At 65.1% G+C, this 21851-nt stretch carries 21 protein-coding genes; 17 read left to right on the top strand and 4 right to left on the bottom strand.

The features are described from left to right. Positions 1–2: 2 nt before the first annotated feature. On the top strand, positions 3–953 hold the full coding sequence (locus ACOIX3_RS34785) for a fatty acid desaturase (protein ID WP_420966574.1): 951 nt from the start codon (positions 3–5) through the stop codon (positions 951–953). Positions 954–956: 3 nt separating this feature from the next. Here the strand turns inward: ACOIX3_RS34785 and ACOIX3_RS34780 are convergent, their stop codons facing one another. Beyond that, positions 957–1568, bottom strand: a complete 612-nt coding sequence (locus ACOIX3_RS34780; protein ID WP_420966573.1) for a TetR/AcrR family transcriptional regulator — start codon at positions 1566–1568, stop codon at positions 957–959. Between the two features lie 151 nt (positions 1569–1719). Here ACOIX3_RS34780 and ACOIX3_RS34775 point away from each other — a divergent pair, with 151 nt between their 5' ends. The 8 genes from ACOIX3_RS34775 to ACOIX3_RS34740 all read left to right on the top strand — a co-directional run bounded on the left by ACOIX3_RS34775 (position 1720) and on the right by ACOIX3_RS34740 (position 9376). After that, the gene (locus ACOIX3_RS34775) at positions 1720–2745 is read left to right on the top strand and encodes a histone deacetylase family protein (protein ID WP_420966572.1); all 1026 of its coding nucleotides are present in this window, start codon (positions 1720–1722) and stop codon (positions 2743–2745) included. 226 nt (positions 2746–2971) lie between these two features. Beyond that, positions 2972–3901 carry a Gfo/Idh/MocA family protein gene (locus tag ACOIX3_RS34770; protein ID WP_420966571.1) on the top strand — a complete coding sequence of 310 codons (930 nt, stop codon included), beginning with the start codon at positions 2972–2974 and terminating at the stop codon, positions 3899–3901. A 2-nt stretch (positions 3902–3903) separates the two neighbouring features. Beyond that, positions 3904–4974 carry an aldose epimerase family protein gene (locus ACOIX3_RS34765; RefSeq protein ID WP_420966570.1) on the top strand — a complete coding sequence of 357 codons (1071 nt, stop codon included), beginning with the start codon at positions 3904–3906 and terminating at the stop codon, positions 4972–4974. Positions 4975–5009: 35 nt separating this feature from the next. Further along, a complete protein-coding gene (locus ACOIX3_RS34760; protein WP_420971865.1) occupies positions 5010–5888 on the top strand; it encodes an SMP-30/gluconolactonase/LRE family protein in 879 nt (292 codons plus the stop codon). 58 nt (positions 5889–5946) lie between these two features. Then, positions 5947–6693: a TetR/AcrR family transcriptional regulator gene (locus tag ACOIX3_RS34755; RefSeq protein WP_420966569.1), complete on the top strand. Its 747-nt coding sequence runs from the start codon at positions 5947–5949 to the stop codon at positions 6691–6693. Between the two features lie 20 nt (positions 6694–6713). Beyond that, the gene (locus ACOIX3_RS34750; protein WP_420966568.1) at positions 6714–7583 is read left to right on the top strand and encodes an ABC transporter substrate-binding protein; all 870 of its coding nucleotides are present in this window, start codon (positions 6714–6716) and stop codon (positions 7581–7583) included. Beyond that, on the top strand, positions 7583–8506 hold the full coding sequence (locus ACOIX3_RS34745) for a DUF1932 domain-containing protein (protein ID WP_420966567.1): 924 nt from the start codon (positions 7583–7585) through the stop codon (positions 8504–8506). The genes ACOIX3_RS34750 and ACOIX3_RS34745 overlap by 1 nt, the downstream gene beginning before the upstream one ends. Positions 8507–8593: 87 nt before the next feature. Continuing rightward, positions 8594–9376 carry an SDR family NAD(P)-dependent oxidoreductase gene (locus tag ACOIX3_RS34740; RefSeq protein WP_420966566.1) on the top strand — a complete coding sequence of 261 codons (783 nt, stop codon included), beginning with the start codon at positions 8594–8596 and terminating at the stop codon, positions 9374–9376. A gap of 469 nt (positions 9377–9845) precedes the next feature. Here ACOIX3_RS34740 and ACOIX3_RS34735 read toward each other — a convergent pair whose 3' ends face one another. Further along, entirely contained in the window at positions 9846–10658 is an 813-nt protein-coding gene (locus ACOIX3_RS34735) for an enoyl-CoA hydratase (RefSeq protein WP_420966565.1), read from the bottom strand. Positions 10659–11049: 391 nt separating this feature from the next. On the opposite strand from ACOIX3_RS34735, the gene ACOIX3_RS34730 reads away from it, so the two are divergent. Then, positions 11050–11703 carry a PilZ domain-containing protein gene (locus ACOIX3_RS34730; RefSeq protein WP_420966564.1) on the top strand — a complete coding sequence of 218 codons (654 nt, stop codon included), beginning with the start codon at positions 11050–11052 and terminating at the stop codon, positions 11701–11703. Between the two features lie 123 nt (positions 11704–11826). On the opposite strand, the gene ACOIX3_RS34725 is transcribed toward ACOIX3_RS34730, so the two are convergent. Both ACOIX3_RS34725 and ACOIX3_RS34720 read right to left on the bottom strand, forming a co-directional pair. Beyond that, positions 11827–12789 (bottom strand): alpha/beta fold hydrolase, encoded by a 963-nt coding sequence (locus ACOIX3_RS34725; protein ID WP_420966563.1) that lies wholly within the window; start codon positions 12787–12789, stop codon positions 11827–11829. A gap of 295 nt (positions 12790–13084) precedes the next feature. Then, positions 13085–13789 carry a hypothetical protein gene (locus ACOIX3_RS34720; protein ID WP_420966562.1) on the bottom strand — a complete coding sequence of 235 codons (705 nt, stop codon included), beginning with the start codon at positions 13787–13789 and terminating at the stop codon, positions 13085–13087. 185 nt (positions 13790–13974) lie between these two features. Here ACOIX3_RS34720 and ACOIX3_RS34715 point away from each other — a divergent pair, with 185 nt between their 5' ends. The 7 genes from ACOIX3_RS34715 to ACOIX3_RS34685 all read left to right on the top strand — a co-directional run bounded on the left by ACOIX3_RS34715 (position 13975) and on the right by ACOIX3_RS34685 (position 21844). After that, complete coding sequence (locus ACOIX3_RS34715; RefSeq protein ID WP_420966561.1) at positions 13975–14595, top strand: class I SAM-dependent methyltransferase; 621 nt, start codon at positions 13975–13977, stop codon at positions 14593–14595. Between the two features lie 23 nt (positions 14596–14618). After that, positions 14619–15029 carry a DOPA 4,5-dioxygenase family protein gene (locus ACOIX3_RS34710; RefSeq protein ID WP_420966560.1) on the top strand — a complete coding sequence of 137 codons (411 nt, stop codon included), beginning with the start codon at positions 14619–14621 and terminating at the stop codon, positions 15027–15029. A gap of 136 nt (positions 15030–15165) precedes the next feature. Then, a complete protein-coding gene (locus tag ACOIX3_RS34705) occupies positions 15166–17547 on the top strand; it encodes a putative bifunctional diguanylate cyclase/phosphodiesterase (RefSeq protein ID WP_420966559.1) in 2382 nt (793 codons plus the stop codon). 260 nt (positions 17548–17807) lie between these two features. Further along, on the top strand, positions 17808–18797 hold the full coding sequence (locus tag ACOIX3_RS34700; protein ID WP_420966558.1) for a DUF2778 domain-containing protein: 990 nt from the start codon (positions 17808–17810) through the stop codon (positions 18795–18797). Between the two features lie 249 nt (positions 18798–19046). Further along, the gene (locus ACOIX3_RS34695; protein WP_420966557.1) at positions 19047–20096 is read left to right on the top strand and encodes a Rieske 2Fe-2S domain-containing protein; all 1050 of its coding nucleotides are present in this window, start codon (positions 19047–19049) and stop codon (positions 20094–20096) included. Positions 20097–20104: 8 nt separating this feature from the next. Continuing rightward, complete coding sequence (locus tag ACOIX3_RS34690) at positions 20105–20851, top strand: GntR family transcriptional regulator (RefSeq protein WP_420966556.1); 747 nt, start codon at positions 20105–20107, stop codon at positions 20849–20851. Between the two features lie 12 nt (positions 20852–20863). Further along, positions 20864–21844, top strand: a complete 981-nt coding sequence (locus tag ACOIX3_RS34685) for a PDR/VanB family oxidoreductase (RefSeq protein ID WP_420966555.1) — start codon at positions 20864–20866, stop codon at positions 21842–21844. The last annotated feature ends 7 nt before the right edge of the window (positions 21845–21851 follow it).

Raw genomic sequence — 21851 nt, 5'->3', positions numbered from 1 at the left:
CCATGAGCACCGCAGAGACCAGTGACGCCGGACCTCGCCTGAAGCCGCTCAGCCCGCTCACCTTGCGCGACCTGTCGGCCAAGTCGAACGTTGCCGGCGCGGTGCGCGCCGCCAGCCATTACGGGATGATCGGTGTGGTCGGCGCGCTGATCTGGCTGGTCTCGTCACGCTATGGTCTGGCGTGGGCGATGCCGCTGATTGCGCTCCAAGGCTATTTCGTCGCGTTCCTGTTCATGGTGGTGCACGAGACCGCGCACAAGACGGCGTTCCGCAGTCATGCGCTCAATCTTGTGGTCGGCAACCTGTCGGCCTTCTTGATCGGATTGCCCTACCAATATTACTGCCTGTTTCACTGGGACCATCATCGCTACACCCAGGATCCGGAGAAGGACCCGGAGCTGATCGTCGGTCCCAAGCCTGCGTCGGACACCCAGCTCGCGATCGCCTATTCGGGGCTGTTGCAGGTGCTGGTGCGGATCCGGCTGATGTTTCGGCATGCGCTCACTGGGAATGTGATGGTGCCGTGGATTCCGCAGCACAAGCGCGCCGCGATCGTGCTGGAGGCAAGACTTTATCTCGCGGGTTACCTGCTGTTGCTCGTGGCATCGCTTGCGCTGCACAGCACGATCCTGCTCTTTGTGTGGATCGTGCCGCTGCTAGCCGGTCAGCTCATCCTGCGCCCGTATCTCTACGCAGAGCATACCGGTTGCGAGCGGACGCGGAGCGCATTCGAGAACACCCGTACCACGATGACGGGCCGGATCATGAAATGGTTCGCCTGGAACATGCCCTATCATGTCGAGCACCATGCCTATCCGACCGTGCCGTTCCATGCTTTGCCGAAGCTGAACGCGATCGTCGATGGCCACATCGTGTATCGCGGCCGCAACTACCGCGCGGTGACGCGCGAGACCTGGGCCTGGTTCCGCCGTCAGCGGCGGCGCTCTGCTTGATATTCACGCCTCGGCGTGCGGCCGCAGCACCAGATTGACGAGGTTGCGGGCATAGGCCGGCGTCAGCGGCTTGATGCCGAAGACATAGCGATAGAACAGGCTGCCGTAGATCGCGTCATAGATATCGCCGGGCACACCCGGCGCGCCGATGCTGCCGTCCTTCTGGCCGGCGGCGATGATTTCCAGCATCCGGCTGCGACGAAGGCCGAGGTAGCGCTCGTAGAACAATTCCGCCGTGCCGGTCTGCGAGATGCATTCCGAGATCACCGCGAGCTGCACCCGTCCGAACTCGCCCTGCAACGCCTCGACATAGGTCGCGACGTGGCGGCGGATACGGGCGACCGGATGGCCCGCCTCGGGCAGCGGCACCGCGCGCGAGGCCTGGTCGAGGAAGGCATCGATCAGCAAGGCCTCGCGCGACGGCCACCATTTGTAGATCGTCATCTTCGAGACGTTGGAGTGTCTCGCGATGGCGTCGATCGTGGTGGCGGCAAGGCCGGTGGTCGCCATCAGCGTATAGGCGCTGTGCAGGATCGCGGCCGTGGTCGCGGCAGAGCGTGGCCGGCCGCGCCGCCCCGCCGTCGTATCCTCCGTCTCCGCCTTGCTTCCCGCCATGGCCGGGATTCGTATCCTGCGTGTTTGAATCATTGCGTGCCTTGCGGACATAGCATGAAATCGCGCGCTGTTTCAGATCATCGCCGCCGCTGATACTGTACATCTCGCCAGCGAAGGCTCAGCCCAACTGCACATCGAACAGGAGTATTCCGTGAAGGCCGTCTACAGCGATCTGCACCGCAGCCATGATCCGCAATTCTTCCTGGTCCGTGGCGTGGTCCAGCGCACCACCGAGCAGCCCGAGCGCGCCGACCGCCTGCTGGCGGGCCTGAAGGCCGGCAAGCACACCCTGATCGAGCCGACCAAATTCGGGCAGGGGCCGCGGGCGCGGGTGCACAGTCCGGAATATCTGAGCTTTCTCGAAGGAGCCTGGGACGAATGGTCGGCGCTCGGCAATGCCGGACCGGAGATGATCGCGAACATGCATCCGGTGCGCAATGCCGGTACTTATCCCACCCACATCGTCGGCAAGCTCGGCTGGCATACGGTCGACACCGCGGCGCCGATCGGCCCCGGCACCTGGGCCGGCGCCTGCGCCTCGAGCGACGTCGCGGTCACCGCGGCGCAGATGGTGCTCGACGGCGAGGACGCGGTCTACGCGCTGTGCCGTCCGCCCGGCCACCACGCCTATCGCGATCTCGCCGGTGGCTTCTGCTTCCTCAACAACAGCGCCATCGCGGCCGAGCATCTGCGCCAGAAGCACGAGCGGGTCGCGATCCTCGATGTCGACGTGCATCACGGCAACGGCACGCAGGGCATCTTCTACGAGCGGGGAGACGTCTTCACCGTCTCGATCCACGCCGATCCGTCGTTCTTCTACCCGTTCGTCTGGGGCTATGCACATGAGCGCGGCGCGGGAGGAGGCCTCGGCGCCAATCTCAACATCCCCCTCGCCAAGGGCACCGGCGACGACGACTACATCAAGGCGCTCGCGGCGGCCGAGAAGGCGATCCGCTCCTTCGCGCCGACCGCGCTCGTGGTCGCGCTCGGTCTCGACGCCTCCGAGAAGGACCCGCTCGCGGGCCTCGCCGTCACCACCGACGGCTTCCGCCGGATCGGCGAGGCGCTCGCCCGTTTCGGCCTGCCGACCGTGCTGGTGCAGGAGGGCGGCTATCTCTCCGACATCCTCGGTGCCAATCTGACGGCGGTGCTCGGCGGATTCGAGACCGCGCGCTAGCGCGGCTTCGAATGGGTTTGCGCGAAGAAAGCCCGTCAAAACAACAGTCTGGAGCATCGGTTGTGATGGATCAGGACCGGTGCCCCCGCCGTGCGCCGCACAACAAGGCGTCGTGGAGCTGCGCCTTTGCAACCAAAGCCGGATCATGCCGTTGGTATCCGGTGCTGGCCTATGACCTTGCCTGGCGGCATCGGCCGGCCGGGCGGGCAGCAACGCGAGGACGGCCATGAGCGATCTGCTTCGCATCGCCATCGTCGGTTTCGGGAAGATCGCGTGCCGGCAGCACGTGCCTGCGATCGCGAAGACATCCGGCGCCGCACTCGTCGCGGTGGCCGATCCGACCAAGAGCCCATCCGGCCTGCCGCATTTCCGCGATCTGCAGGAGCTGTTGCGCGACGGGCCGGAGATCGATGCCGTTGCGCTGTGCACGCCGCCGCAGGCGCGTCATGCGCAGGCCGCCGCGGCGCTCGCCGCGGGCAAGCATGTGCTGCTGGAGAAGCCGCCGGGGTCCACGCTCGGCGAACTCACGCCCTTGATCGCGGCCGCGCAAGAGGCGCGCCGGACATTGTTTGCGACATGGCACTCGCGCTACGCGTCCGCGGTTGGGCCGGCGAGGCAATTGCTCGCGGGCCGCACGATCAACAAGGTGACCATCATCTGGAAGGAAGACGTCCGCGTCTGGCATCCAGGCCAGGCCTGGATCTTCGAGGCGGGTGGCTTCGGCGTGTTCGATCCCGGCATCAACGCGCTGTCGATCCTGACCGAGATCCTGCCGCGTCCAGTCTTTGTCAGGAGCGCGATCCTGGACGTTCCTTCCAACCGGGAGGCGCCGATTGCCGCAGCAATCGAGCTGTCCGATGAAGACGGCCTGCCAATCCACGCCGAATTCGATTTTCGCCAGACCGGGCCGCCGAGCTGGGACATCCTGTGTGAGACCGAGGCCGGGCCTGTGACGCTGTCGAAAGGCGGACGGCAGCTGCGCGACGGCAGCAGGTTGGTGGTCGATGCCACCGATGAGGAATATCCCGCGCTGTACCGCCGCTTTGTCGCGCTGACGTCGGACGGAAAGTCCGAGGTCGACCTCGCGCCCTTGCGGCTCGTCGCCGATAGTTTCATGCTGGGGCGACGGCGCTCTGTCGAGGCGTTCGGGGACTGACGATGACATCAGCCAACATTGCTCGCGCGCCCTTCGGCAAATTGCCCGACGGCACCGTGGTCGAGTGCGTGACGTTGCGCGGCGAACACGGTTTTGAGGCCAGCATCCTTCCCTTCGGCGCCACGCTGCAAGCGCTGCTCGTGCCCGATCGCGGCGGGCATTGCGACGACGTCGTGCTTGGCCACGACGAATTCGACGGCTATCTCGCGCAGCGCAAATTCTTCGGCGCGACCATCGGGCGCTACGCCAACCGGATCGCCGGCGCGCGTTTCGTGCTCGATGGCGAGACGGTGAAACTCGACGCCAACAACGGCCCCAACGCGCTGCATGGAGGATTGCAGGGCTTTGATCGCAAGCTGTGGCGGATTGCTCAGCTCGTCGATGAACCGGGGCCGGCGCTGGTGCTGGAGCGCGAAAGCCCGCATGGCGACGAGGGCTATCCGGGCAATCTTCAGACCCGTGTGACCTATCGCGTGCGCGCCCCGATGGAACTCGCGGTCACCTATGAGGCGACCACCGACCGGCCGACCTACGTCAATCTCACCAATCACAGCTTCTTCAATCTCGACGGCGCACGCTCCGGCACGCAGATCCTCGATCATCGGCTGACGATCGCTTCCGATCATTTCCTCGCGGTGGACGCCACGGCGATCCCGTTGCCAGAGCCGCCGCGGCCGGTTGGCGGTACGCCGTTCGATTTCCGCAAGCCCACCTCGATCGGCGCGCGGATCAGGATGAATGACGAGCAGCTGCGGCTCGGGCGCGGCTATGACCACAATTTCTGCCTGGCCGCGGGGGCAGGCCTTCGCTTCGCCGCGCGGCTTGAGGCGCCGCATAGCGGCCGCGTGATGGAGCTGTTCACCGATCAGCCGGGACTGCAGTTCTATTCCGGCAATTTCCTCGACGGCTCGAGCGCCGGCAAGGGCGATCGGCTCTATCGCCAATCCGACGCGCTATGTCTCGAGCCGCACGCCTGGCCGGATACGCCGAACCGGCCCGACTTCCCGTCGGCGCGGCTCGATCCTGGGCAGATCTATCGGCGCAGTGCAATTTATCGATTCTCGACCATGTGAGTGACGCCATGACCGACCGTGCCGCCGAGCCGCTGATCGAACAGGTGCCGACATCGGTGCTGTCAGCCGAGCGCTGCCATCTCGGCGAGGGCCCGACCTATGACGCGGCGACGGACACCGCATGGTGGTTCGACATCCGCGAGCGTCGCCTGTTCGAGCATCGCTTTGCAGACGGCCGCACCGTCATCCACGCGCTGCCGAAAATGGCGAGCGCATTGGCGCGGATCGATGGCGAGCGGCAGCTGATCCTCGCCGAGGATGGGCTTTACGTCCGGCAGGTCGCCGGCGGGCGCATGGAGCTGTTCGCCGCACTTGAGGCCGACAATCCGGCGACGCGCTCCAACGATGCGCGCGTCCATCCGTCGGGTACCTTCTGGCTCGGCACCATGGGGCGTCAGGCCGAGCACGGCGCCGGCGCGATTTACGCGCTGCATCACGGCCGCATCACGCGGCTCTATCCCGGGATCACGATCCCCAACGCGATCTGCTTTTCGCCCGCGGGCGACGTCGGCTATTTCGCCGATACCGCGACCAACGTGCTGCATCGCGTACCGCTCGATCCATCGACCGGATTGCCGACCGGCGAGCCGATCGACTTGATCAGACATCAAGGTACCGGCGGGCTCGATGGTGCAATCGTCGATGCCGACGGGATGATCTGGAACGCGCGCTGGGGCGGCGGCTGCGTCGATGTCTACGACCCCGGCGGCCGGCATTTGCGCTCACTGAAGGTGCCGGCGAAGCAGTCGAGCTGTCCGGCCTTTGTCGGCCGCGATTTTGCGCGCGTGCTCGTTACGTCAGCCTGGCAGGACATGGATGAGGCTCAGCGCGCGGCCGATCCCGGCCACGGTCAAACCTTTCTGCTCGATGCCGCGGCGCGCGGCCGTGCCGAGCCTGACGTCAAACTGTCCTGAATGCGGGCCTGCCGCCGCCTTGTTGACGTGACCTGAATATTTGGACGATAGTACAAATATGGTCCGCAAACCTGCCAAGTCCGGCATGAAGGCCGACGCCAAGGTCGCCAGCACCCGCAAGCCGAACATGCGCGAGGCGATCCTCGCCGCGGCGGAGGAACTGTTCTCGACCTACGGCTTCAACGCGGTCTCGGTACGCGACATCGCGCAGGCCGCCGGCGCCAATCCCGGCAGCGTGACCTATCACTTCAAGACCAAGGACGGCCTGCTGCTGGAGATCTATCGGCGGCATTGCGGCCCGATGAACCGGCGGCGCTCCGAGCTGTTGGCGGCGGCGCGGCGGGTCCGCGACCTGCAGGACCGGCTGGAGGCGATCGTGCGCGCTTATGTGCTGCCGGCCTTCACCTCGGGCAGCGATCTTGCCGGCGGCGGAACGCGGTTCACGCGGCTGCGCGCGATCATGTCGGCCGAGGGCAACGAGGTCGTGCGCAAGATCATCGCGCAGACCTTCGACGACACCAGCCATGCCTTCATCGACGCGATCCATGAAAGCCTGCCGCACATTCCGCGCACCGATCTGGTCTGGCGCGGCCACTTCCTGCTCGGCGCGCTCTACTACACGCTGGTGACGCCGGAGCGCGTCTCGCGGCTGTCGCGCGGCAGTGCCGACGGCACCGATGCCGGCCATGCGATCGAGCAGCTGGTGCGCGCGACGGTTGCCGCGCTGCAGGCCGCGCCGCTCGATCAACCTGCGCCTGTGCCGCGCAAGGCCGCAAGCGTGAATCCAGGGCGCGCGCTGACCTGACCCCCGCGGAGTTCGTCGCCATGGAGAAACTTCGGCTGCGCACGGTGCTTGGCAATCATCCGCACGTCCAGGCGGTGAAGCGCGGCGAGCTGCGCTCGGAGTTGTTCGATCTCGACTTCACCGAGTTCACGCCGACCAACGCCGCGTTCAAGCCGATGGTGCGCGAGCAGGCGTTCGACGTCTGCGAGATGGCGATCGTGACCTATCTGATGGCAAGGGCGCACGGCAAGCCGCTGGTGCTGCTGCCGGCAGCGATGGTCGGCCGCTTCCAGCACGGCCACGCGCTTTATCGCGCCGACCGCGGCACGCTCACGCCCGCCGATCTCGAAGGCAAGCGGGTCGGGATCCGCTCGTTCACGACAACGACGGGCGCATGGATGCGCGGCATCCTTGCCAACGATCATGGCGTCAACCTCGACCGCATTGACTGGGTCACGTTCGAGGACCCGCATGTCGCCGAATATCTCGACGGCACCGAACGTGCCCCGAAGGGCAGGGCCATCATCCAGATGCTAAAGGACGGCGAGCTCGATGCGGTGCTGGGCGAGACCTCGGGCGATCCGGCGCTCAAGCCGCTGTTCGCCGATCCCGCCGCAGAGGCGGCGCGGTGGTACGCGCGGCATGGCGTGGTGCCGGTCAATCATCTGGTCGTGGTAACGAACCAGCTCGCAATGTCGCGCCCGGACGTGGTGCGTAGCCTCTACGAACTCCTCAAGCACGCCAACGCGAAGGCCGGTCCGGCTGATGTGCCGGACCTGCTGCCGTTCGGCGTCGAGGCAAACCGCAAGCCGCTCGAACTGATGATCGACTATTGCGTCCAGCAGGCGTTGATCCCCCGGCGCGTCGCGGTCGATGAGCTGTTTGACGACACAACACGGGACTTGAACTGATGACAATCTCCAGCGATCCGCGGCAATGGCAGGTCGGCATGCTCGGCTATGGCGAGGTCGGACGCATCCTCGCCGAAGACCTGCGCAAGCAGGGCATCAAGGTCGCTGCCTACGACATCAAGCTTGACCGCGAAGAGGGCACGCCGCTGCGCGAACACGCGGCGGAGGCCGGCGTTGCGCTTGCGCAGTCCCACGCCGATCTCGCGGCGCGGGCCGATTTCATCATCTCGGCGGTGACGGCGAGCCAGGCGGTGCCGGTGGCCGAGGCTTGCGCGCCCGCAATCCGGAGCGGCGCCTGGTTTCTCGATTTCAATTCGGCCTCGCCCGGCGCCAAGCAGCGCGCGGCGGCCCACATCGACGGCGCGGGCGGCCGCTATGTCGAGGGCGCGGTGATGACCTCGCTGCCGCCCTACCGGATCAAGGTGCCGCTGCTGCTCGGCGGCCGCGGTGCGCGCGAGCTGGCGCCGCTATTGGTCGCGCTCGGCTTTGCCGCGAAGGTCGCGAGCGACGAGCTCGGCGTCTCCTCGGCGGTCAAGATGTGCCGCAGCATCATGATCAAGGGCCTCGAGGCCATGGTGATCGAGAGCTTTACCACCGCACGTGCCTATGGCGTCGAGGACGCGGTGCTCGCCTCGCTCAAGGAGACCTTTCCGGGCATCGATTGGGAGAAGCAGGGCGCCTATTTCTTCCAGCGGGTGATCGAGCATGGCCGGCGGCGTGCCGAGGAGGTGCGCGAGGTGGCCGAGACCGTGCGCGAAGCCGGGCTGACGCCATGGTCCGCCTCCGGCACCGCCGAGCGGCAGGGCTGGATCGCCGATCTTGCCGATGAAGGCGTGTTTGGACCGAAGGGAACGCCGGACTTCGCCCGCAGCGCCGACTGGCGCACCGAGGCCGACCGGATTCTCGCGCGCATCAAGTCCTGAGTGCTGCGCGCGGAGAATCCGCCGCGTTCCCTGCCGACGCGCAATGCGCTATTGCTCTGCGAACAGTTTTGGTCTGGAGGCACTCCCATGAAGAATTCCGGCAAGGTCGTCGCCATCACCGGAGCGGCGCGCGGCATCGGCAAAGCCTGCGCCGCGCGCTTTCTGTCCGATGGCGCCAGGGTCGTGATCTCGGATGTCGACGCCGCAGGGCTCGTCCATACCGCCCAGGAACTCGGACATGAGGATCGGTTGCGGGCGGTCGAGGCCGATGTCAGCAAGCGCGCCGATGTCGATCGCATCGTCGCTCACGCGGTGAAGGAGTTCGGCCGGCTCGACGTCATGGTCAACAATGCCGGCGTCGCGCGCAACCGCGACTTCCTCGACATCAGCGAGGCCGAATTCGACGACGTGATGGGGATCAACCTCAAGGGCGCGTTCTTCGGCGTCCAGGCCGCGGCCCGCCAGATGATCGCGCAGGGCGGTGGCGGCGTCGTCGTCAACATGTCCTCGGTCAACGCGCTGCTCGCGATCCCCTCGCTTGCGACCTACGCGATGTCCAAGGGCGCGATGAAGCAGCTCACCTCGGTGGCCGCGGTGGCGCTGGCGCCGCACGGCATTCGCGTCGTGGCGGTCGGCCCCGGCACGATCCTGACCGAGATGGTGGCAACCGCGATCTTCTCGTCGGAGGACGCGCGGCGCAGCGTGCTGTCGCGCACCCCGGCCGGCCGTTGCGGCGAGCCGAGCGAGGTTGCTTCCGTCGTGGCATTCCTCGCCAGCGACGACGCCTCCTACATCACCGGCCAGACCATCTATCCCGACGGTGGGCGGCTGATCCTCAACTACACGGTGCCGGTCAACGAGAAGAAGTAGGCGGCAGGTTCAATCGCGAGCCCACCGCCAAAATATCGAAAACAACCCCATGCAAAGTAGCCGGCGGCTGCCGGCGTTCGATCTGGCAGCTTGACATGTCGGGCAAATCAGCGGTTTAATTCCATTATTCCGAAATCGTGACGTGAGTCTGCGGCTGCTCCAACCCGTCGTCCCTGCGAAAGCAGGGACCCATACGCCGCGGCGGACCTTGTTGAAGGGACTCGTAGTTCCAGCATGCCCAACAATCGGCATTTGTGGTTATGGGTCCCTGCTTTCGCAGGGACGACGCTGGGGATGGTTCCCGATTCAATGCGTCGCATCACGCGGTGTCATCACCCGCGCATGCGGGTTATCCAGTACTCCTGAGGCGGTCGTGCTTGAGCCGATGCGCCGCGGCGTACTGGATCGCCCGGTCCATGTGCGCAATTGCGCACATGCCGGGCGATGACAGGTGAGGATGAGGACGCCGCTACCGGCCCTTGAACTGCGGCTTGCGCTTTTCCATGAAGGCGTTGCGGCCTTCGCGGAAATCCGCGCTGTCCATGCAGTCGATGCCGATCTGCTTGATCGCGGCCATGTCGCGATCGGCGGGATCCTTCAGCACCTGCGCGATGGTGATCTTGGCGGCCTTGATCGCCAGCGGCGCGTTGCCCGAAATGGTGCGCGCGATCTCCATGGTCGCGTCCCACAACGCGGCATCCGGCAGCACGCGATCGACGAGGCCGATCCGCAGCGCTTCAGCGGAGTCGATCCGCATGCCGGTATACATGATCAGCCGCGCCCAGGACGGGCCGACCAGCGACACCAGATGGCGCAGCCCGTCGTAGCCGTAAGCGATGCCGAGCTTGGCGGCGGGAATGCCGAACTGGCCGCTCGTGCCGGAGATGCGGATATCGGTCAGCATCGCAACCTGCATGCCGCCGCCGAGACAGAAGCCACGGATGCAGGCGATGGTCGGCTTCGGGTAGTCGGCGAGCAGGGCGCGCTGGGCGGCGCTGCGCCGTGAATATTCCTCGGAAGCTTCCGCGTTATGGCGGGTCTTCTCGAACTGGCTGATATCGGCGCCGGACACGAAGGCCTTGTCGCCGGCGCCGACCAGGATCACGACGCGGACGGCCGGATCGTCGCGCAAGGTGGTCAGCGCCTCGCCGAGCCCTTCCCACATCTCCAGCGACATCGCGTTGCGCTTGTCGGGATTGTTGAAGGTGATGACGCCGACGCCGTCCACCACGCTTTGCAGGATCTTGCCGTCGGCAAGCGACTTGTCTGAGATGGTTGGCATATGAGGATCCGGTCTGATTTCGGCCAAGGCTATGATCAAGGCTAGCACCCGGTTGCGAGCCGAGGCAGGCCGTTTGGAGCACGGCGCGATTGCAACGGCGTGCGGCAACTCTCCCGGTAGTTGTACGGCTCGCAAAATAAACACACGCGTAAGGGTTGCGCCATAGAGTGCGCCGCCCGCGCTCTGTCCCGGCTTAACGTTTTCCTAGTGTTTCGACGGTACGACTGTACGCACCTGCGCGCCAGGACGATGCGCGACGCGCTGGGACGCAACCCGCAGCCTTCCCGCTGCAATCGCGTCGGTAACGGAAGTCCCCGCCACCGGACCGACCGCGGATGTCGGTCACCCCCAGACCTCCGTGCACTCAGATCGCCTCGGGCGAGGTCCAGTCGTGTCTGTCGAAAAGTTTCTCAAGCAACGCGCGGTGAGGATCATCGTCAACGGCAGCTACACGCTGCCGAACTGGTACGATGCGCAGGGCAAGCTGCGCACCTTCGCCTGCCGCACCACGCGCGTCTCGCCGTTCCGGATGATCGTGGACGTGCCTGTCGTCGGCAAGATCGGCGACCGGCTGACGTCGTATTTCGAGGAGTTCGGCAAGTTCGAAGGCTGCATCACCGACACGATGAGCGGCAGCTTCCTGGTCGAGCTCGAGATGACGCATGCCAGGCGTGAGAAGTTCGCCGACAAGCTGACCTGGATCGAGAAGAAGCAGAAGGATCCGAGCGTCCGCGAGGCGCGCAACAATCCGCGTTTCGTGCCCGTCGCGCCGCATGCCATGCTGACGCTGGCGGACGGCACCATGCAGAGCTGCTTCATCATCGACATGTCGCTGTCGGGCGCGGCGGTGTCCTCCGAGCTGCAGCCGCCGGTCGGCATGCCGCTGGCGATCGGCGCCTGTGTCGGCCGCGTGGTCCGGCATCTGCCGAACGGCTTCGCCATCAAGTTCGTCGAGACCTACAGGCAGGGCGATCTCGGCCGCCTGATCGCGCGCAAGTCCAAGGACCTGCTGGTGGTGCCCGCCGACGCGGGTCCTGTTGCCTAGGGTGTGTACTAATAAATCTGGTACGCGCGTGCGGGGATAGCGAGGTCTCAGTTGTTCTCCAAAGCAGACATCGACGGACGCCTAAGTCAATGTCCGCAAAGGGCCAGCAACGGACTCAATGCATCAGTTCTGTTTCAGGAATTCCAGGAGCGCATTGTTTACGTCTTTGGCGCGCTCTTGCTGAGTCCAATGACCGCAACCTTTCAAGACTATTGTCTCGCGAAGCAAGGGCACGAACTGTTTCAGGCTAGGGACGAGATGGTTCCAATTCGGCGATCTGTAAACCCCGTCTCGATCGCCAACGACATAGAGTGCCGGGACCTGAACCTTTGCGCCAGACCATGGTGCGAGCAGTTCCCAATTCCGATCAATGTTGCGATACCAATTCAAACCTCCTCCAAAGCCAGTGCGCTTGAACTCCTCGACGTAAAATTCGATGTCATTGTCCGTGAGCCACGTCGGCAATGATTGGGTTGTAGGCTTCCCATCAAGCCAACCCCCCTCACTAGGAAGCATCGCGAGCGACGCAGGATCTTCAACCGGCGCATCGCCAGATAGGGCAAACAATGTTGTCTTGATTGCGTTGTGGACGTCTTTTTCGAGTTCTGCCTCGGCAATGCCCGGCGTCTGGAAATACAGTTGATAGAAGCGCTGCTTTTCGGTCCTCGGCATGACGGTGCTTGGTCGGTCGGGACCACGCACCTGAAACGGCACGCTCAAGCCAACGACGGCCGTAAATCGATCCGGTCTGAACAGAGCGCAGCGCCAAGCGACCGGCGCTCCCCAATCATGTCCGACAACGACTGCTTGATCCGTGCCGATCGCGTCGAGCAATCCGACCATGTCTCCGGTCAAATGCAATAGAGTGTATTGATCGATCGCATCCGGTTTGTCCGTCTGCCCGTAACCACGCATGTCGGGCGCGATGGCGCGATATCCGGCGGCAGCGAGTGCTTCCAATTGGTGCCGCCACGAATACCAGCACTCCGGAAAGCCATGGCAGAGAAGCACGGTGGGACCGCTCCCTGCTTCGGCCAGGTGCATTCGAATGCCATTTGTCTCGATAAATCGATGCGAGATCGTCATTGCCAACCTCCGCAAGATCATTGATCTGATAGCTAATCAGTCACATTGTGAGTTCCAGCCACAATCGAAGCGGCTCCGCCGACACCCAGTCGAGCGGCGGACCGCCAAAACGACATGCTCTACGATTTTATTTTCGAGCCCGCACCGCGCCTCCGGCAGCATCGGTGCAAGGTCGGCTTCGGGTCAAAAGGCGACATCCCTGTGGTCGGGGCCGCGAGTCCGTTTACTGCTCGAAAGCGGACATCCTGAATTTATGAGTACGCACCCTAACCTGCGGCCGCGGGTCCGATTCGCCCTACGCCAGCTGTTCCGGATCTTCGGCCGCGCGCATGCGCGCGATACTGTCTTCGGTCGCCGCCGCGCCGGCCGCCGCGATCGCGATCTCGCGCGCCAGATTGGTGCATTCGGCCCACAGCAGGAAGAACACCAGCGGCGGCCGCTCGCGCGCCTCCAGCATCTGCCGGCAGCGCTCCGCGGCGCCGTCGAGCGCCCACCACTGGCGGGCGACGACCATGACCTTGCGGAAGCTGCGCAGCGTGCCGGAGAATTTTTGCGGATCGGCACCCACGATGGCGCCGCAATGGTTCAGCCAGTTCAGCGCCGCATAGATCGCGATGCCGTAGTCCTCGATCGCCGTTCCGGTGAAATCGACGACGGTGTTGTCGTGCGCGCGCTGGCGCAGGAAAGCATCGATCATCTCGGCCTGGCGCGCCGGATCGACCAGCAGCGAGGTGTCTTTCCGCGGCACCATCGGGACATAGCGCATCGCTTCGAGCCGCGTGTGCTCCCAGATCGCTCTGACATCGCCGAGCAGGTCGCCGGACTTGCGCTTGCAGGCCGGATAGACCAGCACGCCATTATCGGCGAGATCGAGATAGCGCGGCACCACCTTGTCGAGCGCAGCGAGAAACGCGCAGGGATCGGTGAGGCCGCGCAAATCGCTGGCGGCGTCGTCCGCTTGTGCAGGCTTGTTGCCGCGTGTCCAGCCGAAATTGGCCATCCCCGGACGCCCCGATCTCAACCTGGCCATCAGGTTAAATGGAAAATCTGGCGATGCAAATGCGGCATTTGCTGCTGCGCAGCCGTGCGTGTCCGCTGCTGCCGGTTGACGCGGGAGACCGCCGCGCCTAGCTCATGGTTAATGGTGCGCAACGCGGGTTGCTGCCGCTTTCGGGACCTAACGCCGTGACCGCTTCTGATCGACAATCGCATTGGCAGACCGTCTACCTGACCAAGGGCGAGCAGCAGGTGAGCTGGTCGCAGGCCGATCCGCAGCCATCGCTGCATCTGATCGAATCCGCCGCGCCCGGCCGCGATGCGTCGATCATCGACATCGGCGGCGGGGCCTCGCGCCTCGTCGATGCGCTGCTGGCGAGGGGCTTTCATGATCTGACCGTGCTCGATCTCTCGGAAGCCGCGCTGGCCAGCGCGCGGCAACGGATCGGCGCGGCCGGCGCGGCGGTGCGCTGGGTTGCCGACGATGCGACGGTCTGGCAACCACCGCAGGCTTTCGACATCTGGCACGATCGTGCAGCGTTTCATTTTCTCGTCGCGGAGAGCGACTGTGCGGCCTATCTCGAAAGACTGCATCGCGGCGTCAAGGCAGGCGGCCACGCCGTGATCGGCACCTTCGCGCCGGACGGTCCGGAAAAGTGCAGCGGCCTGCCGGTGCAGCGTTATGATCCCGCAACGCTGAGCCGGACCATCGGTCCGGCATTCGAGTTGACCGCGCATGAGGCGCACCGGCACGTCACGCCCTGGGGCGCGACGCAGTCGTTCCAGTTCAGTGTGCTGCGGCGCAGGTGACCGGCCGCGGAAGGAGAGGCGAGATGACGGACGGGCCGCGGGCGATCGGCGAGATCGCGAGCTATCACGCCCATGTCTACTATGACCCCACAACCAGCCGGGGCGAGGCCGAACGCCTGCGCAACTGGATGGGCGAGCGTTTCCTGGTCACGCTTGGGCGGTGGCACGACGTCAAGGTCGGCCCGCACGATCAGGCGATGTATCAGGTGGCGTTCGCGGCCGAGCTATTTCCGACGCTGGTGCCGTGGCTGATGCTGAACCACGGCAGCCTGAGCATCCTGGTCCATCCCAACACCACCAATCCGCGCCGTGATCATCGCGACGATCCGCTCTGGATCGGCACGCCGCTAGCCGTCCATGCCGACAAGCTGCCCGAAGAAGCCGAAATGGAGCAGGCGCCGGCCCCGAACACGTCGCCGACATTGCGTCCCTGAGCGCCATCTCCGGATGGGTAAAGTTTGACGCAATTGCGTTACAGCCAAGTCGTTTCAAACTCATCGCGTTTTGCAACGTGAGGTTAAGCCGGCGTTCCTAGGCTTACCCGACATTTCAGGGTCGGGCGCATTAGGCATGTTCTTTTCGTTTCGAAGCTGGTCACTGTGGCGGGTGGTCGGGCCTCTGCTCGCCATCGTGTTGCTGCTGGGCAGTCTGTCCGCCGGCAGCCTGCAGGTGATGTCCGCGGTGCGCGCCTATGTGGCGGGCGAGAGCCTGTGGTCGAAGGGGCAGAAGGACGCCATCTACTACCTTCAGACCTATGTCTCGACCGGCGCGCCGCTCTATCTGCAGAAGTTCGATGATGCGATCGCGGTGCCGCTGGCCGATCGCACGGCGCGGCGCGCGCTGGAAGCGCCCGGCAACAATGACGCCGTGGCGAGGGCCGGCTTCGCCAAAGCCGGCAATCATGACGACGACATCGGCGGCCTGATCTGGCTGTTCAAGTATTTCCGCACGATGCATCACGTGGCCGGCGCGGTGACGGCCTGGCGCAACTCGGATGCCCTGCTCGATCAGCTGATCGAAATCAGGAACGAGGCCGCGAACGACGTCGCGCTGCATGATCCCTCGGCTGCGACCATCAAACACTGGGCCGAGCGGATCGGTGCGGTCGACGCCGCGCTGAGCACGCTCGCCGTCGATTTCTCCGACCAGTTGGGAAAGGCGTCGCGCCAGGTCTCAGCGCTGCTCCTGCTGGTCAATCTCGTGATCGCGGCCTGCCTGGCCGGCATCGTGCTGTTCCACACAAGGCGGATGCTGTGGCGGCGCTGGCTTGCCGAGACCGCGCTCGCCGTCGAGAAGGAGCGCGCCCAGCTCACGCTGGCCTCGATCGGCGACGCGGTGATCGTGACGACGCAGGATGATCGCGTCGGCTACATGAACGGCGCCGCGCAGCGCCTGATCGCATCGGGGCTCGACGTGACCGGATGGCAGCTTTCGTCGCTGTTCAACATCGCCGAGCAGCCGGTGCGGGGATCGTTCCAGAGCGCCGATGCCGACGACGAGAGCCGGCCGCAGCAGCGGCTGCTGGTGCGGCCGGATCATTCCAGCGTGCCGGTCTCGGTGGTCGAGACCCCGATCGTGCATGCCGGCGAACCGGCCGGCCGCGTCATGATCATTCACGACATGACCGCCGAGCGGCGGCTGGTCGAGGAACTGGCATGGGCTGCGTCCCATGACGCGCTCACCGGCCTTGCCAACCGGCGGCAATTCGAGTTCGAGCTGCACAAGGCGATGTCGGGTTCGCCGGTCGTCGGCGCCGATCTGATGCTGATCGACCTCGACCAGTTCAAGATCGTCAACGACACCTGCGGCCACATGGCGGGTGACCGGCTGCTGAAGCAGGTGGCGAAGCTGCTGGCCGCCGAGGTCGGCGACAGCGGGCTGGTTGCGCGTCTCGGCGGCGACGAATTCGGCATTCTGCTGTGTGACGATGGCTCCGCCACACACGACGTTGCGGCCGATGTCGCGGAGCGGATCAGGGCGGTGGTCGAGCAGTCGAGCTTCGTCCATGAGGGCTCGAGCTTCCGGATCAGCGCGAGCATCGGTCTGGTCGCGCTTGCCGACAGCGCCGGCGTGCAGGACGCGTTGCGGCTTGCCGACGTCGCCTGCTTCCTCGCCAAGGACAAGGGACGCAATCGCGTCCAGGAACACCGTCCGTCCGATACCGGCATGGCGGTGCGTGTCGCCGAGATGAGCTGGGTCAATCGCATCCGCAAGGGATTGGATGAGGGACGCTTCTGCCTCTACGAGCAGGAGATCCGTCCGATCAACGGTGCGCTGAAGGGCAATGAGCGGCGCGAACTGCTGCTGCGGCTGCGCGACGAGAACGGTGCGCTGGTGCCGCCCGGCAGCTTCCTGCCCGCGGCCGAACGCTACGGGCTGATGCCGCTGATCGACCGCTGGGTGGTTCGCCGCGCCTTCGAGATCATCGCCGAGCGCAAGTACCACCCGCGCAAGATTGCGAGCTACGCCATCAATCTCTCCGGCGCCACCATCGGGGACGGCGACTTCGTCGACTTCGTCGCCGAGCTGTTCGCGCAGCATGATGTTTCGCCGGCATTGGTGTGTTTCGAGATCACCGAGACCAGCGCCATCTCCAATCTCGACGAGGCGCAGACGTTCATCGCGCGGCTGCGCGAGATCGGCTGCAGCTTCTCGCTCGACGATTTCGGCACCGGCATGTCCTCGATCGCCTATCTGAAGCACCTGCCGGTCGACATCATCAAGATCGACGGCTCGTTCGTGAAGGAGATCCTGAACAGCAAGGTCGATCGCGCGATGGTCGAGATGATCACCAAGACCGCGAAGATCATGCAGAAGCAGGTAGTCGCCGAATTCGTCGAGAGCCTCGCGATCCTGGACGAGCTACGCCAGATCGGGGTCGACTACGCGCAAGGGTACGCCATCGGGAAGCCGGTCCCGGTGCTCACCCTCCGGGAAGAAAAGATCGCCTGAGTCGCCGAAATTGTCCCGAATCGGGACTTTTTCGGCTTTTCCAGCCCTCCCGGTGCTGATTCTCTGGCACTTTCCATCCGAAAAACGTTTAAAAATCCTGTCGTTGCCCGCTTCGTCTCGATTATGCCTTACTCTAATTCCCTGATATAATGAGCGAACGGTGAATCCAGCGTGGGCCGGGCAACAGGCCCCACAGCACCGACTTGGGGATGATGGGTCAACGTACGACGAAAGCTGCCGCGCGCAAGTCGAGCCGCGGCATGTCTCTGGTGGGCAGCACGGCGTTCGCCGTGACCGCGCTCGTCATGTCGTCTGGCCTTGCCGCCTGGATGGTCGGCATCGACCCGACCGCATGGCTGCATGGACCGGCACTCGCCAACACCAGCGCCTCGTTGAATTTCGACGATCGCTTCGGCTCTCGCTCCACGATCAATACGGCTTCGCTCTATTATCCTTTGCGCCGCGGATTCCGTTCGAGCCGCGGCGATTTCAATTCCGAGTTCGGTCAGATCGAGGACGCGCTGGCCGGCCAGCTGCGTGACACCCAGACCGAACTGCCGACCAGCCAGCCGGCGACGGCATCCGTCGCGGCCACGACTACGACCGCGGCATCCGGTGTGCCGATGCCGCGATCGCGGCCGGCCGAGGCCAATCTGCTTGCGCGCAACGATCAGCCGCTGCCGCCGCAGGCGCCGGTGCAGCAGGGCGACAACCGGACGTTCCTGCAGAAGATCGCCGACATGATGCCGGGTAAGCTGCAGCTGGCCTCGATCGATCCGAATGATGGCTTGTTGTCCGGCCCGAGCCCCGATCTCGGTGCGCTCGGTTATGACAGCACCACGGCGGTCTACGACATCACCGGCCGCATCGTGTACATGCCCGACGGCACGAAGTTCGAAGCGCATTCGGGGCTCGGCAATCTGCTCGACGATCCGTCGCATGTGACCGCCCGCAACGCCGGTGCGACGCCGCCCGGCGTCTACGAGATGAAGCCGCGCGAGAAGTTGTTCCACGGCGTGCCCGCGCTGCGCATGACCCCGGTCGATGGCAGCGATACGTTCGGGCGTGTCGGCCTGCTCGTGCACAGCTACATGCTCGGGCCGAACGGCGACTCCAACGGCTGCATCTCGGTCAAGCATTACGACAAATTCCTGCAGGCCTACCGGAGCGGCACGATCAGGCGCATCGCCGTCGTGACCAGCATAAAGGACGTCAAGTCGGCCTCGACCCGCGCGGCGTCGAACTCGTAGGCCGCACACCGGCGCGGCCGGTTCGTCGAACCCGTCAAATCCTCAGCGGGCCTCATCGTCTCCGGCGCGAAAAGCGCGGGCGATGCGCCGTTGGCGCGGCGGAATGCGCGCCAAGACCCCCGCTGCTCCTCATTCTTTAATGGATGTATACATAAATATCCTGTTTTCGGACTATAATACCGTAATTTGTCATATAAAGAAGTTTGGTGTATACATCGGGTATCCTATATGATCCCAAGAGGGCGACCGATGCCAAAACCCTTTCCAATGAACGCGTGGTACGCGGCCGGCTGGGACGCCGAGATCAAGCACGCGCTGCTGCCGCGGACGATCTGCGGCAGGCACGTCGTGATGTACCGGAAGGGCGACGGCGAGGTCGTGGCGCTCGAGGATGCCTGCTGGCATCGCCTCGTGCCGCTCTCCAAGGGCCGGCTCGACGGCGATACCGTGGTCTGCGGCTATCACGGCCTGAAATACAATGCGCAGGGCCGCTGCACCTTCATGCCCTCGCAGGAGACCATCAATCCGTCGGCTTGCGTGCGCGCCTATCCCGTCGTCGAGCGCCACCGTTTCATCTGGCTGTGGATGGGCGATCCCGCGCTCGCCGATCCTGCTCTGGTGCCCGACATGCACTGGAATCACGATCCGGCCTGGGCCGGCGACGGCAAGACCATTCACGTCAAATGCGACTACCGCCTCGTCGTCGACAATCTGATGGACCTGACCCACGAGACCTTCGTGCACGGCTCGAGCATCGGCAATGATGCGGTCGCCGAAGCGCCGTTCGACGTCACCCATGGCGAGAAGACCGTGACCGTCACGCGCTGGATGAGGGGCATCGAGGCGCCGCCGTTCTGGGCCAGGCAGTTGCAGAAGCCAGGCCCGGTCGACCGCTGGCAGATCATCCGCTTCGAGGCGCCGTGCACCGTCAATATCGACGTCGGCGTCGCGCCGGCCGGATCGGGCGCGCCGGAGGGCGATCGCTCGCAGGGCGTCAACGGCTATGTGCTCAACACCATCACGCCGGAGACCGAGAAGACCTGCCATTACTTCTGGGCCTTCGTCCGCAATCACCGCATCACCGAGCAGCGCCTGACCAGTGAAATCCGCGACGGCGTCGCCGGCATCTTCCATGAGGACGAGATCATCCTGGAAGCGCAACAGCGCGCGATGGACGAGAATCCGGACCGCGTATTCTACAATCTCAACATCGACGCCGGTGCGATGTGGGCGCGGCGCGTCATCGACCGCATGGTGGCGAAGGAAAATCCGCCACGGCAGTTGCAAGCGGCGGAGTAGGCCGGGCCATGGCGGAACGCGAGGCCGATCGCTCAGTATCGCACACCGTGCGGGCCCAGCTCGCGCTGCGTGACCTGGTTCTCTCGGGCCGCCTGCGGCCTGGCGAGCGCATCTCGGAGCTGCAGGCGGTCGAGATCACCGGGGTGTCGCGCACGCCGGTGCGGATGGCGCTGGTCCGGCTGGAGGAGGAGGGCCTGCTGGAGGCGATCCCGTCCGGCGGCTTCATGGTCAAGGCGTTTTCCGAGCGCGACATTCTCGATTCGATCGAGCTGCGCGGCACGCTGGAAGGCCTTGCCGCGCGCTTTGCCGCCGAGCGCGGTGTGTCGGCGCGCGATCTCGAGCCGTTGAAGGAATGCCTCAACGAGATCGACGGCCTGGTGCGGCAGGATCCGATCTCGGTCGAAGCGTTTTCGTCCTATGTCGCGCTCAACGCACGCTTCCACGCGCTGCTCACCGAACTGTCGCGCAGCCCGCCGCTGATTCGGCAGATCGACCGCGCCTCGGCGCTGCCGTTCGCCTCGCCGAGCGGTTTCGTGATGGCGCAATCGGCGTTGCCCGAGGCGCGCCAGATCCTGCTGATCGCGCAGGACCACCATCGCGTCGTGGTCGATGCCATCGAGAACCGCGAGGGCGCGCGGGCCGAAGCGATCATGCGCGAGCATGCCCGGCTTGCGGCACGCAATCTGCGGCTGGCGCTGCGCAACCGCACGCACCTCGATCTGCTGCCGGCGCTGGCGCTGGTCACGGCCGGCTGAACGGAGCGGGCCATGCGATTCATTGACACCTGGACGTCAGCCACGCTGCTCGCTGTGCGCGACCTCACGCCCGGCATCCGCGAATTTCTGCTGCGGCCGGACAATTTCACCGGCGCGCCCTATCCCGTCGGCAGCCATATCGATGTCGGCGTCACCATCGACGGCCAGCCGCAGACCCGGTCTTATTCGCTGGTCGGCGAAGTCGATCCGCAAGGCTATCGGATCGCGGTGCGGCATGCAGCGGATTCCCGCGGCGGCTCGCGCTATATGTGGTCGCTCGCCCCGGGTGCGCGGCTTGGCATCACCCGGCCCGCCTCGCTGGTGCAACTCGACTGGACGCGGCGGCATTTCTGCCTGATCGCGGGTGGCGTCGGCATCACGCCGATCGTCGGTGCGGCCGAGGTGCTGGTCCGCCGCGATGCCGGCGTGACCTTGCACTATGCCGTGCGCACGCGCGGCGATGCGGCCTATCTCGATACGCTCGAGCGCCTGCTCGGCGACCGCCTCATCGTCCATGCCGGTGACGAGGGCGGACGGCTCGACCTCGACAGCGTCTTCGCAGACTTGCCGCAGGATACGATGACGTTGTTCTGCGGCCCGATGCGGATGCTGGATGCGGCGCGGCGTGCCTGGGAGGCGTCCGGCCGCCCGCCGACCGATCTGCGTTACGAGACCTTTGGATCGAGCGGGCTGCTGCCGACCGAGGCGTTCCGCGTGCGGCTCAGGGGTGAGGGGACCGAGTTCGTGATCCCGCGCGACCGCTCGATGCTGGATGTGCTCAACGAAGCCGGCCATGAGGTGATGAGCGACTGTCGGCGCGGCGAATGCGGCGTCTGTGCGATTGACGTGGTCGATGTCGACGGCGAAATCGACCATCGCGACGTCTTCTTCAGCGATCACCAGAAGCAGGAGAGCCGCAAGATCTGTGCGTGCGTCTCGCGTGCCCGCGGCACCATCACGGTCGACACTCTGCATCGCGCCGACGCGCCGTGACGTGCCC

It is taken from the genome of Bradyrhizobium sp. B120, from assembly GCF_049075665.1.
Classification (GTDB): domain Bacteria; phylum Pseudomonadota; class Alphaproteobacteria; order Rhizobiales; family Xanthobacteraceae; genus Bradyrhizobium.
The sequence above is the reverse complement of the archived record's forward strand: the minus strand, read 5'-3'. Positions and strand labels throughout refer to the sequence as shown.